We start from the raw sequence: 15,347 nt of genomic DNA, 5'->3' as shown, positions 1-15,347 counted from the left end.
AAAGCCGGCACAAGGGCCTAATGGCCGTACACGCCCTGAGTTGGGTTTAGTGAAGTTGCAGCATTGAAAGTAGATTGAGGAGAGGGCGTGCTCTGGCGCGCCCCTCTCATTATTTCGCGTTATTTACCGCAACACTGCTTGTACTTTTTGCCGCTGCCGCACGGGCAGGGATCGTTACGACCGGTTTTCTCGCCCGCGAAGTGTGGCAGTTGGGGTTCCGGATCGGGCTGTGCCATGCGCTGTTCCTGCCAGTATTCATGCAACTCCAGCGCCGCCGGGCGAATGGCGTCAATGCTGGCCTCAAACTCCTCTGGCGAGAACGCTTCACGCTTTGCCAATTGCGCTTCACTGCCGTGCAGCGTGATGGCGGCCATCGCCGGGTGCAGGCTCTCTGGCAGTTGATCCCAATCTTGATCTAACGCTACGCCGCGCAGATAGCCATAACACCAGTCTTCCACTACGGTGAACTCCTGACCTTCCATCTCCTGCATGCCAAACAGCGGGTCAAACTGATCCGGGAACTCCGCCAGACGTTCGGCAATGTCGTTAAAGTGCTGGAAAATCAGCGCCATAAAGCGATCCATTTCACGCTCGTTGGACCATTTTGGAATGTGCTTCTTGTCACCCCACATCGCCACCAGCCACTCGCTCGGTTCGATATCGTTCGGGCCGGAGAGCAGAGCCGTCAGCATGCCATCCAGCTCGGAAGTATCCACCACCGACTGTTCATTGCCGTATTTCTCCAGCATATCTTCCAGCCAGTTCAGTTCTTTCTCGGTTAACGGGCCTTGGTTCATACGGCATCTCCTGTGCGGTGCGGGTAGGCAAAGTTTTGACGGCGCGATTATAGCGGGAAGCGGCACGGATTTACCGCTTTTTGCATATCGATTGCTGAAGCTTTCCTAAAAATCATTCGCCATAACATATTGCGCAACAGTATTGGCTGGAATGGAACGCCAGTGGCAGCGTAAACGCAGAACTTTACTGCGTTAAGGACCAAATTGTATGGCAGAAACCTTGCCGGTGCTGGATTTGGCACTGCTGGAACTCCCGGATGCTGGCCAGTCGCCTTATCTCGCCGAACTGCGCACCACGGCGCGCGATGTCGGTTTTTTCTACCTGATCAATCATGGCATCAATCCACAGTTGCTGCAGAACGTGCAAAGCATCACCCAGGCGTTTTTTGCCCTGCCGGATGAGGAGAAGCAGCGTGTCTCGATGATCCACTCACCGCATTTCCGCGGCTACAACCGGGCTGGCGTGGAATATACCCGTGAGCAACGCGACCAGCGTGAGCAGTTTGATATTGGCGCGGAACGTGTGGCGTTAGCGTTACAAGCGGGCGATCCCGCCTGGAAGCGTCTGCAGGGGCCAAATCTATGGCCAGAGGCGCTGCCGCAGCTCAGGCCAGTGATCCACGCCTGGCAACAGGCGATGACCGGGATTGCACTGCGCCTGTTGCGTGCGTTTGCCAAATCGTTGTCGCTGCCGCCAGATGCATTTGATGCACTGTACGGCACGCATCCCAACGAGCATGTGAAACTGATTCGTTATCCCGGCCAGGCCAGCGATGCCAGCCAGCAGGGCGTCGGCGCGCACAAAGATTCAGGCTTCCTGACGTTTCTGCTACAGGATGAGCAGCCCGGCTTACAGGTTGAAGTGACGCCGGGTCACTGGGTGGATGCATTGCCGAAACCGGGCGCATTTGTGGTGAATATCGGCGAATTGCTGGAGATTGCTACCAATGGTTATCTGCGTGCCACGGTTCACCGTGTGGTATCGCCACCTGCACGCAAAGAGCGTGTTTCCATCGCCTTTTTCCTCGGTGCACAGCTGGATGCCAAAGTGCCGATTTATCAATTACCGCCGCAGCTGGCGGCAGAAGCGCACGGGCCGACCAGCGATCCCACCAATCCCTTGCTGCGTGAAGTGGGCTGGAACTATCTCAAAGGGCGTTTGCGATCGCATCGCGACGTGGCAGCGCGTTACTACGCCGACGCCCAGAACACCGTTCAATCATAATAAAAGTAAGGAAAGCACATGACTAAAAAGGTGATAGCAACCCTGGCACTGCTCTCAGTATTCAGCACATATGCTTCGGCAGCCGCATTGCGCGTGGCGGCCGATCCGGTGCCGCACAGCGAAATCCTCAACCACATCAAACAAACCGATAAAAAGCTCGACCTGAAGGTGATTGAGCTCAACGGCAATCTCAACGCCAATGAACTGTTAGCGCGCGGCGATGTGGATGCAAACTACTTCCAGCATGTGCCTTATTTGCGCGATCAAGAAAAAGCGTTGGGGGAGAAATTTGCAGTGGTGGCGACGGTGCATATTGAGCCGTTGGGTATTTACTCGCATAAAGTTAAATCCCTGAAAGATCTGCCTGATGGCGCGCAGGTCGCGGTGCCCAATAATGTCACCAATCTCAGCCGTGCGCTGTATCTGCTGCAGGATAGCGGTTTGATAAAACTCAAGGGCAGCAACGCCAGTTCGCTGGTGACAACGGCGGATATCAGTGACAATCCGCATCACCTCAAGATCATTGAAATCGAAGCGCCACAGCTGCCGCGTGCACTGGATGATGCGCAACTGGCGATCATTAACGGTAACTACGCGTTGCAGGCGGGGTTAGTGCCATCGAAAGATGCGCTGGCGCTGGAGCAGGCAAAAGATAATCCGTATGCGAACGTGCTGGTGACGACGCCAAAACTGGCCCATGATCCGCGTATTCTCGAATTAGCCAAAGATCTGGAGTCAAAGCAAACTGCTGAATTTATCAACCAGCACTATCAAGGTTCGGTGATTCCGGTCAACCCATAATCCCGCCTCGCCACCTGTTTCTGGCAGGTGGCGATTCACCTCTTCTGTGTTATATTTCGCCACAAACACCCATCGCACTTTTTGCTAAAAATAAAAAATACCTTATAAATCAATTGCTATGAAATCTTTCACCAGGAATAATCGGTGATGCGCTGCATCATTCCGCGATCGCTGCTGTTGTGCTTCAGTTTGCTATTGAGCGCCTGTGGCACGCTGTCACAAACTTCTGCGCCGGTCGGCGATAAAGTCTATCTCTCCCATGCGACCTTCAATGAAAACGTCGATGACATCGTGCGGCACTACATGCAGCAGAAGCAGGTGTCGGGCATCAGCATTGCGATTATCCATCAGCGCCAGCCTGCGCAGTTTTATAGTTTTGGCGTAACTGATGCGGTACAGCGTTATCCGATCACACCCGATACGTTGTTTGCGCTTGGATCGCTCAGCAAAGGTATAACGGCGGAGGTGATCATTGAGCTGGTGGATCGCGGCGAGCTGCGCTGGAACGATACGCTTGCTACGCTGCTGCCGCCGGAAGTGCCGCTCAGTGAAGATGCAAAACGCATTACGCTGCTGCAACTGGTCACGCACACCTCTGGCCTGCCGCGTCAGGATATGGATTTGCCGATGTTTATGAAATTTATGGCGTATCTGCGCAGCGGTGAGAATTTTTACGGCAACCTCGATAGCGATGCAGTGCTGAGCTATCTGGCTGATTTTGAAGCACCAGCAAAACCCGCGGCGCAGTATTCCAATCTGGGATATGCGCTGCTCGGCTATATTCTGAAGCATCGTCTGCATCAGGGCATCGAAAGCCTGGCGCAACACAATCTGTTCCAACCCCTGGGCATGACCAGCAGCAGCTTCAAACCACAAAGCCTGCGTGGCTATCCGATGCGTGCGCTGGGCCATGCGGGCGACCAGCCAAAGCTGATTCCGCGTGGTGAGTTGACGCCGGATTGGGCATTCAGCAATAACATGGTGGCCGCCGCCAGTTTGTATAGCAACGCACGTGATTTAATCCGCTATCTGGATGCGCATCTGCACAATGACGCCAGCGCACCCATCAACGCCGCTTTTGCTCAGATTAATCAAGGCTATGAGCAGCATGGCAATCAGTCTCAAAATATTGCCTGGGTCACGGACACCTACGGTCAGCAAAAAATCACCTATCAGGTGGGCTATATTGGCGGCTACTCCAGCTTTATCGGTTTTGATAAACAAAATGGCAATGCGATTGTGGTGCTACAAAATGCCTTTAACTGGAGCAACTATCTGGGCATTGCTCTGTTGATGGATCTGGCACAGAAGAATCAGGCAGAGTAACGAACATGGTTGCTTGCAATTTTACTGCGCCAAAAGTCGCTTTTGCTGAGGTATGCTGTGCAGCGAAATTTGACGCGCAAAACGCGCCGGGGGAACCTTGTGCGTGCTGCACTTGTCAGTAAATTGGACAGTTAATAATTAACCAGAGTGGAAATCACCAATGCGCAGGACACACGTCACCCTTCTTTCTGCAGGAATTTTTCTGGGCGCTTTGAGCCTGACTCCAGCCGCACTGGCTGAAGGCGAGCAAACGGATAACGTACCACCGCCACCTCAGGTGCAGCAGACTGCACCCGACGCACAAACTCAGGCTCCGGCAGTGGATGCCCCGGCCAGCAATGAACCAGCCGAATCCAGCGGCGATGTGGCACCGATTCGTCCATCGCAGAATGGGATGCAAGATGCCCCTGCCGGGCAAAATAATTACGATCTGAATACCATCATTATCGACTACAAAGAGTACAAAGTCGGTGATGTGGTACCCGATGAGTATCGTAAAAAGCAGTACACCATTGTGGAGTGGCAGCCACGCCACCTGCCAGCACCGCAGCCTGGTACACACTGGGCTTATATCAATGCCAACTACATCCTGATCACCGACGACAGCGGCAAGATTGTGATGGGTAAATCAGGCGATATCTTCTTCAAAGGTTAATCCTTTGTCGCGGCGGCTATCAGGCCGCCGCTACTTCACGTCCAGGCATTGCGCGATGCGCGCGACGCCGGCAATGATTTGACTGGTACTGCTGTTGCCATACCCGAGCACCAACCCTTGTTGCTTTTCCTCTCCCAGATAAAACCCCGACAGTGCACCGGGCGCATAGCCGCTGGCCATCAGCCTCTCCACCACTTCTGTATCTTGTTGTGTATCAGCCAGGCGCAATACCAGATGCATGCCGCACTCGCCGCCCAGCAACGACGTCTGCGTCCCCAGGGTTAGCAACAGTGCTTCGCGCAAGCTGGTTTGACGCTGCCGATAGAGGCGACGCATTTTGCTCAGATGACGGCTGTAGTCCCCGCTGTGAATAAACTGGGCCAGCGCTTGCTGTTCGGGGCGATTTCCCCCGCGCAGTAACTCATGCAAGGCCGGACGTAACAGGGCCAATAGCTGGGGCGGCAGCACCATAAATCCAATGCGAAGTGACGGAAACAGCGTTTTACTGAACGATCCCACATAAATCACCGGTGATGGCTGCATCATGCCTTGCATCGCAGCGATCGGTTCGCCGCTGTAACGGAAATCACTGTCGTAGTCGTCTTCTATAATCCATGACTGATGTTGGCGCGCTGTGGCGAGAAGAGCCATACGACGAGGCGCGCTCATCACCACGCCTGTAGGATATTGATGAGTTGGGGTGTTGTAGATCAGCCGCGGCGGGCGCTGTTGCCAGTCACGGGTTTGCGGAGCCAGGCCTTGTGCATCCACCTGAATAGGCTCAACGCGCATATCCCCAAGGCGCATGGCGGCTTTTGCTCCGCGATAGCCCGGCTCTTCCACCCAACCTATGTCGCCGCGCTGGCTTAGAAGAGACACGCACAACGTCAGCGCCTGCTGCGCGCCTTCGGTAATGACGATTTGCTCCGGTGTGCAGCGGACGCCGCGCGCCAGTGCCAGATGTTGGGCCAGTGCGGCACGCAGAGCAGGCTCGCCGAGCGGATCACCGTAGCCGAGGAGCTGCTGTGGCTGATGCTGCATCACGCGATTAAGCGTTCGTCGCCACTGGGCCAGCGGGAAGTGTGCCAGCGCGGGAACACCGGGCCGCAGCGCCATCTCCTGGCTTAGGGGGCGGTGGTTGGAGCGAAGCTGCGCCACTCTTGGCGGTAACAGAAGGTCACTGGCGCTGACGTCGTGATTAGGGGAGGATGGCGGTTGCGCGAAAGGACTGATGCGGCTGCCCTGACGATCGCTAATCAAAAAGCCTTCGGCCTGAAGCTGTGCCCAGACGCCGGTTACGGTATTGCGTGACACCTTAAGGTCGGCAGCCAGTTGACGTGTTGAGGGCAAAGGCGTTCCTGCGGAGAGTGCGCCTGTCAGAATGGCTTGTTTAATACGCTGCAATAGCTGCTGCTGTAGCGTAAGTGCGCCCTCGGGAAGTAACGGTGCCAGTAGCAGGCTGTGCAATTCACTCTCATTCATTATGATTCTTCGTGGATCCATAAATTTCACTGAATGTGGTGCTTTTTAACATGCCAGCGAACTGGCACGCTGTGCAACAGGTATTCTCTGACAAAGGAATTGAGCGATGACGCAATACACTAACCAGTACGGACAACCGGTAGGCGCACCTTTGCCAGAGTGGCAATCGCGCAGTTGGCCCGCTTATGAGACCTTTACCGGCCACTACTGCCGACTGGAACCACTCAGTGCTGAACGCCATGGGCGCGAACTCTATGCTGCCTATGCGCAGGCCAGCGACGGGCGTGACTGGACCTATATGTTTGCTGAGCCTTTCACCGATGAGGATGCTTATCTGGCCTATGCCAGCAAGATCGAGCAGGGTCGCGATCCGATGCATTTCGCGGTGATTGACCTGCAGACTCAGCGTGCCGTCGGAACGTTGGCGCTGATGCGCATCGATACCACGCACGGTTCAATCGAAATCGGGCATGTGGCTTTTTCGCCGCTGCTCAAGCAAACCCGTATGGCAACGGAAGCGCACTATTTGTTGATGCGCTACGCACTGGAGCAATTGGGTTATCGTCGCTACGAATGGAAGTGCGATAGCTGCAACCAGCCCTCACGCCAGGCAGCATTGCGGTTAGGTTTCCAATTTGAAGGCACTTTTCGTCAGGCAATCGTGTACAAAGGCCGCAGCCGTGACACCTGCTGGTTCTCCATTATTGATGGAGAGTGGCCGCAGTTGAAACAGGCCTTTGAGCGCTGGCTGGCAGCAGACAATTTCAATGAGGATGGAACGCAGCGCGCAAAGTTGCAGGCGCAGCGTTAATAGCATGTTGACAGCCGGGCGGGATACCCGGCTCAGTTGCTTAACAGATATTTGGTGGTAAACGCGATCATTGTGGTGGCGATAGTGAACATTATGCGTCTCATCCAGACATTGTCTTGTTTTAGCTCGGTAAAACCAATCTGCATGCGTTGATCTAATTCGTTAAATTTAGCATCGTGCTGGCTGAGTTTTTCATCGATTTTCTCAAACCGCTGGTCGATCTTTTCAAACTTTTCATCTATTTTTTCAAATTTTGCATCGATCTTTTCAAATCTTTCATCGATCTTTTCAAATTTCATATCGATTTTGTCGAATCTTTCATCGATCTTTGCAAATTTCACATCGATTTTGTCGAATCTTTCATCGATCTTTTCAAATTTCACATCGATTTTGTCAAACCTTGCATCGATTTTGTCAAATCGCTGATTGACCTCCGTTTCGAACTTGTCGACACGCCCTTCAAGAGAATCAATGCGCTGATTAGTCGCTCTTTGTTCTCGTACTAAGATTTCCGTTGCTTGCGACAAGTCGAATTTGGTTAAGGCATTTTCTTGCTGCATGTCAGCAAAAATATCCACCATGACTTCGGCCTGCTTGTCCGCAACGCCCGCGTCCTGCAAGGCTTTATAGGCTTTATGAGTGTTAAGCATTGTCAATATCATCCTTATTTCCTCTGGTGTCGCTCCATGAAGAAGCAAGCGTATCCAGAGGGTGATAGTTTCTCAATGTGACAATGTGGATTTTGCGCGCTACCTCGGAAAAAATCAATGCTTACAATGAGTAACGTGAATGGCTAATAAAAAGGCCTGCGCACAGGCAGGCTTTGGTTTGTGAAAGAAATAGTTCGCGTTACGGCTGTGGAATTATTTTTATCTCTACCATACCGATACCCAATTTACGCGGGTCCTGGCCCGTGATGTTGCCATCGTTGGAGGGCTGGGGCTCCGGCGGTGCGATAACCAAATTGTGGCTGCCGTTGGGGTTACTGAAGTGCAGCGTGGTGGTAGAGAATTCATCACCGAGATTCAGTCTCTGCTCCTCATCACCGACGCGCACCGGGATGGGCCGATGCGCATTAGGGCCATAGGCGCGTGCGGTGATCACTAGATCAAAACGGGCGGGCAACGGATCGACATATTCGATGTTCACTTCCGGTGCCAGATTGGCATTCGACCATCTTCCCCAGCTCTCGGGCCGTGAAATCCCGGTGAAACCTTTCACGCCAGTGGGGGCGCCAGGCACGGTCAGCAGGAAGCTGTCGGCGTTATAGCGAATCGCATTATCTTCCACGCGAATCTGCTGCTCATTGAGTTGATAAGTCGCGGCACTCACCTCGACCTTCGGGAATTGCGCTTTGCCCTTCCACTGCGGTTTATCGATGCGTGTTACCGTCGGTTTTGCGCCCATCTGGCCCATGGCGACACAGAGATCGGTAGAGAGGGCCAAATCAGGCTGCCATAAGCGGCCCATCTTGAAGCAGTGATCGACCCAGACGAATTTATCCGAGGCGGTAAAGTCCGCGAGCTGGTAGCGCAGTGGAGCAGAATATTCACCTTCTGGCAGTGGCTCGACGCGATCCTGCCCGACGCGGAACAGAATCGGCAATTTGAAGGTTGATCCCGAGAAGCTGAAGGTGTTTTTGGGCTGATCGATGGTGAAGACATCCATCTTACTGGGGAATTTCCACAGCTGAATGATATCGGCTTTCCATGCCGTTACCTTCTGCGCCATATCATTAAACTGTGCCGATAAGGACGTCGAAGAGAGGCCGCTGCGACCGAGGCCTATCGCCTTATCACCGCCCAAAATATCCAGTACCGTCGCGCCGTTATCCAGGGTGCTGCGTTTGCCATCCAGCACTTCCGTCTGTGGCTCGTCACCACGAATCACCATAAACAGATCGCGGCGCGGCTGCTTAATCAGGTATTGATGCGCGGTGTTATTCATGGCCAGATGATCCGAACTGACCACGATGATGGTGTTTTTAAACCAGGGCGACGCTTTGATACGCGCAATCAAACGCGCGACATGCTCTTGTGAGCAGGCCACAGCGCTGAAGGATTGATTGGGTTTTCCATCGTAGCTGTAACTTTTACGCTGACAGCTGCGCGAGATAAAGCCGTCAGGATGATGGGTGTCCACCGTCAGGGTAAATAAGGCAAAACGCTTTTGCTGACGTGAAAGTTCTTCATACTTCTCAAACACTTCGTCCATCACCGTGTCATCGTAAAAACCCCAGTTGTTGCGGTAGCCAGGATCGGCAACCCGGCTCTTTAACTCTTCTGAACCATACATATGTGCGGGCGAAAAGCCGTGTGACAGCAGGAAGGTGTCCTTGCCCGCAAAGCGTAAATCCGCGCCCTGAATAAACCAGTTTTCATAACCGGAGTTCTTCAGGATATCGCCGAGGCAAATATTCTGTGGGTAGAAGCTGGAAAGCGAGGCCGAGGCGTTGCCATCAAAAGGCGCAAACAGGGGAATACCGCATTGCGAAGCCACCATCCCCGCGATGGTGTAATCGGTGCCTGGCAACTGTTCGGTTTCACTGAAATCGATGCTCTGGTCTTTTTCGCGACTCAGTTCCGGCGCGAGTCCGGGGAAAGCATCTTGATCAAAATAGGTGCGTTCAAGGCTCTCACCGTAGATGTACACCAGGTTAAGTTTGGGTTCGGGAATGGTTTTATTGGGCGTCTTATAATAGTTATCGAAATCAGAGTCGGCCAGACGTGAGTGCGAGGCAATAAGATCTTTCACCTGACGAAAAGCAGGTGTGGTTTGCACCGAACCTGCAGCGCAGGCGATAGCCAGTAAACTCCAGCCTAAATGATGCGGCCGTCTACGGCGGCGTAGCAGCCAGGAAAGCAGGCAAAACAGCAAAAACAGGCCAATGATTAATCCAATGGCGGGCACCACATATTTACTGACGCCGGCACCTGTCAGGCTGTTGGTCAGGGTATACAGCACCGCATCGGTGATGCCATCGCCGGTAAAATAATTGCTGGCAAACAGCGTGGCATTGAGCACGATAAACAGCGTGAGCAGCACTAAGATCAGGATAAACCAGAATTTATTTCGCCCGGCTTTACAGGAGTAAACGGCGATTGCCGCTAAAAAGAGTACAACCGAAACCAACTCGGACAAGGTTTGATCCTCACATAAATTAGTGACGCCATCCCTGCGCCCTCGGCCCTCTTTGGGGGGTATGCGTCAATTTATATGGGCTGTCACAGTGCTGCAACATAACCACACAGAATTGTGCGGCGGGTTCCGATCCGTTTAAGGCAGGTTTAGATTGACTATGGTTTGACCTGGCAGCAACGCACGCGTCGCTGCCAGCGAGGGGCGAGGAGGGATCAGAGCTTGCCAGTCAGATACTGCGCTTCGCCGTCGGCAAAGCTCCAGTCGCCTTTGCTGTTAGTGATAAAACTGATCATCAGATCGTTGCCCTGCACGCCACAATTTTCCTGCAACTCGCGCGCTAACTCTGCCATGAATAGCGTTTTCTGTTCTTCGCTTCTTGGGCTGGTGTACACGCGTACCATCACCAGGTTATCGGTCCGCTCGAAACCCAGTCCGGTATCCTGAAACACCATTTGATAGCGTTTATTCTCATGAACAATCTGATAGCGATCCCGCGCGGGTACTTTGAACGCGGTTAATACCGCGCGGTGCGCGGCATCAAGCAAGGTACGAATTTCTGATTCAGAACGGCCCTGAATCACATCAAAAGTCAGTAACGGCATAAATAAACCCTCGTTTTTGCTCACAAGATAAGAGTAGGATGTGGCTTTATGCTGCCGCTTGCTGCAGGAAAGAAAAAGCGCGCTGGTTGAAATGATTATTTATTATTTTGAACAATCCATATGAAAGAAATCAAAACTGATGCGCTCTGGGTGCATTTGCACTGGCTAACGGTGCTGGCTGAACTGGGCAGTTTTACTCGTGCAGCTGAACGATTAGATGTCAGCAAAGCGGCCATGAGCCAAAAGATTAAAGAGTTGGAAGAGATGGCGGGGGTGTCACTGGTGCAGCGCACCACGCGCAGCGTGCGTCTGACCTCGGCGGGCGAGAAGCTGGTGGATGAGTTGCGCGATCCTTTCGCGCGCATCGCCCAAAGCTTTTTTAGCGTGCGCGATGAGGCCGGGCCAGTTCGCGGCCTGGTGCGTGTCAGCGCGCCGGTGGCGTTTGCACGTCAGCAGCTGGTGCCGATTATCGGTGATTTTTTGCGAGAGTATCCGCAGGTGCGGCTGCAGCTGGATGTTACCGATCGCTTAGTGTCGTTAGGCAGTGAAGGATTTGATCTCGCCATCCGCCACAGCCAGACATTGCCCGAAACCCATGTGGCGTTGCCGCTGTGTGAGACGCGCGCGCTGTTAGTGGCCTCGCCGGCTTATCTGGCGCAAAACGGTGTGCCTCAGGTGCCAGAATCGTTGCAGCAACATAACTGCCTCTACTACCCGCGTGGTCTGGAATCGCCACAATGGCGTTTCCGCCCGGTGAGTGGCGGCAGTGAATCCGTGCAGGTGAAAATTCAGGGTAATTTTGCCACCAATAACAGCGAATCAATCCGCGATGCCGCGTTGCAAGGGCTGGGCATTGCTATGCTGCCCGATTTCAGCGCCGCGGCGGCGCTGGCAGCAGGCACGTTGCAACAGGTTCTGCCGCAGTGGCAAACCGTGGATGCTTTTGCCGATCGGCTGTGGGTGGTGCGCCCGTATGCGGCACAGGTGCCACGGGCGGTGACCACCTTTATCCACTGGCTACGCGCGCGCTTTGTTGATGGGTGAAGCCAACGCCATCGCCGCATGCGGCTGCATCATCTCACCCAGCAGGCTGCTGCGGTTGTAATTGCCTAAACGCAGGTTGAAGTCGAGGTGCATCTGTTCGTTACCGCTGAGCTTAATCACCGGTGGTGGCGTCATAGGACGCTGGTTGAACAGGATGGCATGTGCAAACGCCTCGCTTTTCCAGCCGCTCAAACGCTGATAATAGTAAGCGTTGGCTTCACATTTGCGCAGATAGAGATTCACCCGACGATATTCCCGCATCGCCGCCTGTTGTGCCAATGAACCCAACTGCTGCTGCGGTTGATCAATTTTCTGGGTCAGGAGTGAAAAGTCATCGCGCTTGTTGAGCTCGTTGAAATAATTCTGCTCACCCAGATGTTTGATGGGGGCGTATTGCTTCTGCCATTCACGAATAAACGGGTTATTCGGAGCCGCCGCCAGAAACCAGTTTTCAATCACTGGCGCCAGATAATTGACGGTGGAGTTTTCACGATAATAACCAATCACATCCATGCAGCGCTCTTGATGAGCACGATGTACCCATGAGAGATCTTCAAATAACAGCGTGCTGCAATCAATGGCAATACCGCCGTAGCGCAACAGCAGTTCCAGACGAATGACTTCGCTTTTTTGCTGTTCGCTTAATAATGTTGAGGTGAAAATAAAATCAGGTAAAACTTCTTTTACCGTTAATCGATTGAGCAAATAGATGTCGTGATCAGGATTATCTTTGCGCAGCTTTTGAATATTTAACATCATGGATTTCGGTAAATATTCATTATCCCAATACATCCACACTTTTTTCGGTATTTCTGGCAGCGACTTTTCGCCAGAAAACAACACGATATTGTCCTCTTCGCTAGGATCGTACTCCGGCGCGCAGAGCGCAGTATGCTGTTTTTTCTGCAGTAATGTCTGGCTGGTAAAAGCGATTCTTTTCCAGTTCTGCCAGAGCGCGAGCGCTGGCTGGAGACGTTTTTTATTCATGGTGCACCTGATTATTGTGATTATGGTGGCAAGGATTCCCTGATGCTGGCAGCTTATGCGCTCTTATGTTTCCTCACGGCTGTGTGTAAAAAGTACTCACATCAGCTTAATAAAGCATTCTGGCCTTAGAGGCTATGACTTTTTTTTTCTTTCAGATAAAACGGAAAATGAAGGATCCGTTAAGGGTAAAATTTCCCGGAAATAATTGAATGGCCGACTGATTTTATAATTAATCATCATTAGGACTATTCCTAATAAAATAACTTGGCCTTGGCGCTGGCTGCGGCTTAGATAAAAAATACCCGCATTCAAATGGTTTAAAGCGGCTACATTTTTCGCTGGCCTGGCAGGGATTTGCCCCTTCCTGATGCTGGTTAACTACGCTTAGACGAGGTGGTTAACACAAAGGAGGCACTATGCAGCCACACAACCGTGGATTACTGGCGGTCGATAAGCAGGGGAATCGGGTTCTGTTTCTCGATCCCGACACCTTTGCCGTGCAACAGGAGCTGAATGCGTTTCCGCCGCGTCCGCATGAGCTACTGATGTTGCCTGAGCAAGAGAAAGCCTATGTGCCGATCTATGGTGACGGCATTCATGGAGACAATCCCCACCCCGGTCACAAAGTGGCGGTGATCGATCTACGCAAACGCCAGATCAGCGGTTTTATCGATTTATCTCCGTTGCAGTCGCCCCACAGTGGCCAATTGGGCCGCGATGGAAAAGTCTACCTCTGCTGTGAAAACAGTGCGGTCGTGGCAGTCATCGATCCCGTTACCGATAGGGTGGAAAAAATGATTAAGCTGCCATCGCACAATGCGCATCGTCTGACGCTCTCACCCAGCGGGCGTAAATTGTTCACAGAGAACGAAGAAGACGCCAGCATCACGGTGGTGGATCTGTGCGAGGCAGAAGGGCGCATCATTGACAACATTCTGCTGCCGGGGCCGATCTCCGGTATCGCGGCCTCGCCGAAGCATCCTTATCTGGTCGCTAGCGCGGCCGACGCGCCGTTACTGTATGTGGTCGATCGCCAAAGCCATCGTATTCGCCAGCGCATTAAACTCACGGCCCATCAACAGCCCTGCCAGGTGGTACGTTTTAGCGCCAACGGTGAGCGATTGGTAGCAATTGGCGATCAGGAGCCGCTCATCACACTGTTTGATGATTTACTCAATCCGTTGGGGGATGTTCCGGTTGGCAACAAACCGATGGATGGCTGTTTTAGTGCTGATAATCGAACGCTGTTGATTGCCAATGAAGGCGATGGATCATTAAGCGTGATTGATTTGCTGCAAATGAAAGTGATAGCGACCCCGAACGTCGGAAAAGGCTGTGAGGTGCTGAGTTACTTCCAGTTGAACTGACGGCGGGGCATCTCCTTGTGGCAACGTTCGTCAGGCACCTGATCGCGACGTTTGATTGGACGTAACAGGGTTAAATAAACGGGCGGTGGTAAATCGCGCTGCTCCAGTGGCGGCTGCTGGCATGTTTTTCCGCCTGCCAGCCGCGTTTACGCAATTCCCGGGCGATCATTTTGTTCATGATGCCGTGCCCCACCAGTAACACCGTTCCCTGTTTTGATAACGTGACCAACTTATCTGCCGCCTGACGCGCCCGTGCTCGGGCATGAGTCAACGATTCCACATGCCCGGCGTAACCGCATAACCATAACAGGCGCAAAAGAGCGAGCCAAACGGTCAGCGGCAGGTGCAGGCGTTCGAACGGCAGCAGCGGAATGGCCACTTCACTGAAAACCTCATCCACCTCATGCGGTTGCAGGCCGAGACGCGTGAGCGATGAACGCGCGCGGGGTAGCGGGCTGGAGGCGATCACGCGAGCCATTCGAGCGATGGCCATACTGCGCGGCGGCGGCGAGTCGCAAATGTCGGCCAGGTCATAGCCTTCACACCAGTCGGCCAGCGCTCGCGCAGTAAAGCGCCCGCTGACCGGATGGTCAGGTTTACCGTGTCGCATGAGGATGATGGTCATAGGCGCCCTGTGTGATTTTTACTCAGTGTAATGCAGGTGATAGCTGAACCGCACTGGCGAAAGGGTTTTAAGATTAATTCGCAATTGTCATTAAAGCTTAACTGATTTGTGCGAAAAAAAGCGCGATGAAGGATCAGCCACAACTCAGCTAATGATAAGCAACGCTCGTTAATTGCCTTGAGGTTAATGCGCTGCTGTTGGTTTGAATGAGCTGTAATGTTATGAATTAACGCCATTTTTGCTTTCTAATTCCGAGCTATAGTGAAGATAAATTAATTATTTTCACTTTTATCACTTGATTTATCTACGCGCGTAGATAGACTGTGTCCACAGTGATAACTCACGGTGCCAGAGACAAAGTTGGCCTTGAGATGACGTGGTTACATTTGCCTTACTAATGCGATCGATGAAAAAAACATCGACGAGAACAGGCGAATGAGTGAATTCCAACACCAGGGAGTTCTTTTGACTTTCATAGATCGTA

The 15,347-nt window shown here is 52.8% G+C and carries 14 protein-coding genes; 7 read left to right on the top strand and 7 right to left on the bottom strand.

The genetic code is table 11. From position 1 onward, the window contains the following. Positions 1-119: 119 nt before the first annotated feature. Positions 120-797: a YecA family protein gene (locus H7A81_RS06245; RefSeq protein WP_058959408.1), complete on the bottom strand. Its 678-nt coding sequence runs from the start codon at positions 795-797 to the stop codon at positions 120-122. A 208-nt stretch (positions 798-1,005) separates the two neighbouring features. Here H7A81_RS06245 and H7A81_RS06240 point away from each other — a divergent pair, with 208 nt between their 5' ends. The 4 genes from H7A81_RS06240 to H7A81_RS06225 all read left to right on the top strand — a co-directional run bounded on the left by H7A81_RS06240 (position 1,006) and on the right by H7A81_RS06225 (position 4,804). Next, on the top strand, positions 1,006-2,022 hold the full coding sequence (locus H7A81_RS06240) for an isopenicillin N synthase family oxygenase (RefSeq protein WP_182057007.1): 1,017 nt from the start codon (positions 1,006-1,008) through the stop codon (positions 2,020-2,022). A gap of 18 nt (positions 2,023-2,040) precedes the next feature. Further along, positions 2,041-2,823: a MetQ/NlpA family ABC transporter substrate-binding protein gene (locus tag H7A81_RS06235; protein ID WP_058959406.1), complete on the top strand. Its 783-nt coding sequence runs from the start codon at positions 2,041-2,043 to the stop codon at positions 2,821-2,823. A gap of 147 nt (positions 2,824-2,970) precedes the next feature. After that, positions 2,971-4,149 carry a serine hydrolase gene (locus H7A81_RS06230; protein WP_182057006.1) on the top strand — a complete coding sequence of 393 codons (1,179 nt, stop codon included), beginning with the start codon at positions 2,971-2,973 and terminating at the stop codon, positions 4,147-4,149. Between the two features lie 160 nt (positions 4,150-4,309). Then, positions 4,310-4,804 (top strand): RcnB family protein, encoded by a 495-nt coding sequence (locus H7A81_RS06225; RefSeq protein ID WP_034826295.1) that lies wholly within the window; start codon positions 4,310-4,312, stop codon positions 4,802-4,804. 30 nt (positions 4,805-4,834) lie between these two features. Here the strand turns inward: H7A81_RS06225 and H7A81_RS06220 are convergent, their stop codons facing one another. Next, positions 4,835-6,286, bottom strand: a complete 1,452-nt coding sequence (locus H7A81_RS06220; RefSeq protein WP_182057005.1) for a PLP-dependent aminotransferase family protein — start codon at positions 6,284-6,286, stop codon at positions 4,835-4,837. Positions 6,287-6,392: 106 nt separating this feature from the next. Between H7A81_RS06220 and H7A81_RS06215 the strand changes: the two genes are divergently transcribed. Continuing rightward, positions 6,393-7,097: a GNAT family N-acetyltransferase gene (locus H7A81_RS06215; protein WP_166935927.1), complete on the top strand. Its 705-nt coding sequence runs from the start codon at positions 6,393-6,395 to the stop codon at positions 7,095-7,097. A 32-nt stretch (positions 7,098-7,129) separates the two neighbouring features. Here H7A81_RS06215 and H7A81_RS06210 read toward each other — a convergent pair whose 3' ends face one another. From H7A81_RS06210 to H7A81_RS06200, 3 genes are all read right to left on the bottom strand, one after another. Further along, positions 7,130-7,747 carry a hypothetical protein gene (locus H7A81_RS06210; RefSeq protein ID WP_182057004.1) on the bottom strand — a complete coding sequence of 206 codons (618 nt, stop codon included), beginning with the start codon at positions 7,745-7,747 and terminating at the stop codon, positions 7,130-7,132. A gap of 199 nt (positions 7,748-7,946) precedes the next feature. Continuing rightward, positions 7,947-10,238, bottom strand: a complete 2,292-nt coding sequence (gene opgB, locus H7A81_RS06205; protein ID WP_182057003.1) for a phosphatidylglycerol--membrane-oligosaccharide glycerophosphotransferase — start codon at positions 10,236-10,238, stop codon at positions 7,947-7,949. Between the two features lie 212 nt (positions 10,239-10,450). Then, positions 10,451-10,840, bottom strand: a complete 390-nt coding sequence (locus H7A81_RS06200; RefSeq protein ID WP_034826287.1) for a tautomerase family protein — start codon at positions 10,838-10,840, stop codon at positions 10,451-10,453. Between the two features lie 120 nt (positions 10,841-10,960). Between H7A81_RS06200 and H7A81_RS06195 the strand changes: the two genes are divergently transcribed. Beyond that, positions 10,961-11,884, top strand: coding sequence for a LysR family transcriptional regulator (locus H7A81_RS06195; RefSeq protein WP_045832974.1), 924 nt, complete (start codon positions 10,961-10,963; stop codon positions 11,882-11,884). Here H7A81_RS06195 and H7A81_RS06190 read toward each other — a convergent pair. Next, positions 11,858-12,871 carry a glycosyltransferase family 32 protein gene (locus H7A81_RS06190; RefSeq protein WP_034826283.1) on the bottom strand — a complete coding sequence of 338 codons (1,014 nt, stop codon included), beginning with the start codon at positions 12,869-12,871 and terminating at the stop codon, positions 11,858-11,860. The genes H7A81_RS06195 and H7A81_RS06190 overlap by 27 nt on opposite strands. 416 nt (positions 12,872-13,287) lie before the next feature. Between H7A81_RS06190 and H7A81_RS06185 the strand changes: the two genes are divergently transcribed. Beyond that, entirely contained in the window at positions 13,288-14,238 is a 951-nt protein-coding gene (locus H7A81_RS06185) for a YncE family protein (protein ID WP_182057002.1), read from the top strand. Positions 14,239-14,308: 70 nt separating this feature from the next. On the opposite strand, the gene H7A81_RS06180 is transcribed toward H7A81_RS06185, so the two are convergent. Beyond that, positions 14,309-14,863, bottom strand: a complete 555-nt coding sequence (locus H7A81_RS06180) for a histidine phosphatase family protein (protein ID WP_058959398.1) — start codon at positions 14,861-14,863, stop codon at positions 14,309-14,311. Positions 14,864-15,347: the final 484 nt, after the last annotated feature.

Origin of the sequence: Pantoea sp. ME81 (assembly GCF_903970985.1) — a bacterium.
Classification (GTDB): domain Bacteria; phylum Pseudomonadota; class Gammaproteobacteria; order Enterobacterales; family Enterobacteriaceae; genus Pantoea; species Pantoea communis.
The sequence above is the reverse complement of the archived record's forward strand: the minus strand, read 5'-3'. Positions and strand labels throughout refer to the sequence as shown.

Coding starts and splice junctions, on each gene's coding strand:
- H7A81_RS06210 (WP_182057004.1), bottom strand. CDS start 7,747: ATGCTTAACACTCATAAAGCCTATAAAGCCTTGCAGGACGCGGGCGTT.
- H7A81_RS06240 (WP_182057007.1), top strand. CDS start 1,006: ATGGCAGAAACCTTGCCGGTGCTGGATTTGGCACTGCTGGAACTCCCG.
- H7A81_RS06200 (WP_034826287.1), bottom strand. CDS start 10,840: ATGCCGTTACTGACTTTTGATGTGATTCAGGGCCGTTCTGAATCAGAA.
- H7A81_RS06185 (WP_182057002.1), top strand. CDS start 13,288: ATGCAGCCACACAACCGTGGATTACTGGCGGTCGATAAGCAGGGGAAT.
- H7A81_RS06245 (WP_058959408.1), bottom strand. CDS start 797: ATGAACCAAGGCCCGTTAACCGAGAAAGAACTGAACTGGCTGGAAGAT.
- H7A81_RS06235 (WP_058959406.1), top strand. CDS start 2,041: ATGACTAAAAAGGTGATAGCAACCCTGGCACTGCTCTCAGTATTCAGC.
- H7A81_RS06230 (WP_182057006.1), top strand. CDS start 2,971: ATGCGCTGCATCATTCCGCGATCGCTGCTGTTGTGCTTCAGTTTGCTA.
- H7A81_RS06195 (WP_045832974.1), top strand. CDS start 10,961: ATGAAAGAAATCAAAACTGATGCGCTCTGGGTGCATTTGCACTGGCTA.
- H7A81_RS06190 (WP_034826283.1), bottom strand. CDS start 12,871: ATGAATAAAAAACGTCTCCAGCCAGCGCTCGCGCTCTGGCAGAACTGG.
- H7A81_RS06220 (WP_182057005.1), bottom strand. CDS start 6,286: ATGAATGAGAGTGAATTGCACAGCCTGCTACTGGCACCGTTACTTCCC.
- H7A81_RS06225 (WP_034826295.1), top strand. CDS start 4,310: ATGCGCAGGACACACGTCACCCTTCTTTCTGCAGGAATTTTTCTGGGC.
- H7A81_RS06180 (WP_058959398.1), bottom strand. CDS start 14,863: ATGACCATCATCCTCATGCGACACGGTAAACCTGACCATCCGGTCAGC.
- H7A81_RS06215 (WP_166935927.1), top strand. CDS start 6,393: ATGACGCAATACACTAACCAGTACGGACAACCGGTAGGCGCACCTTTG.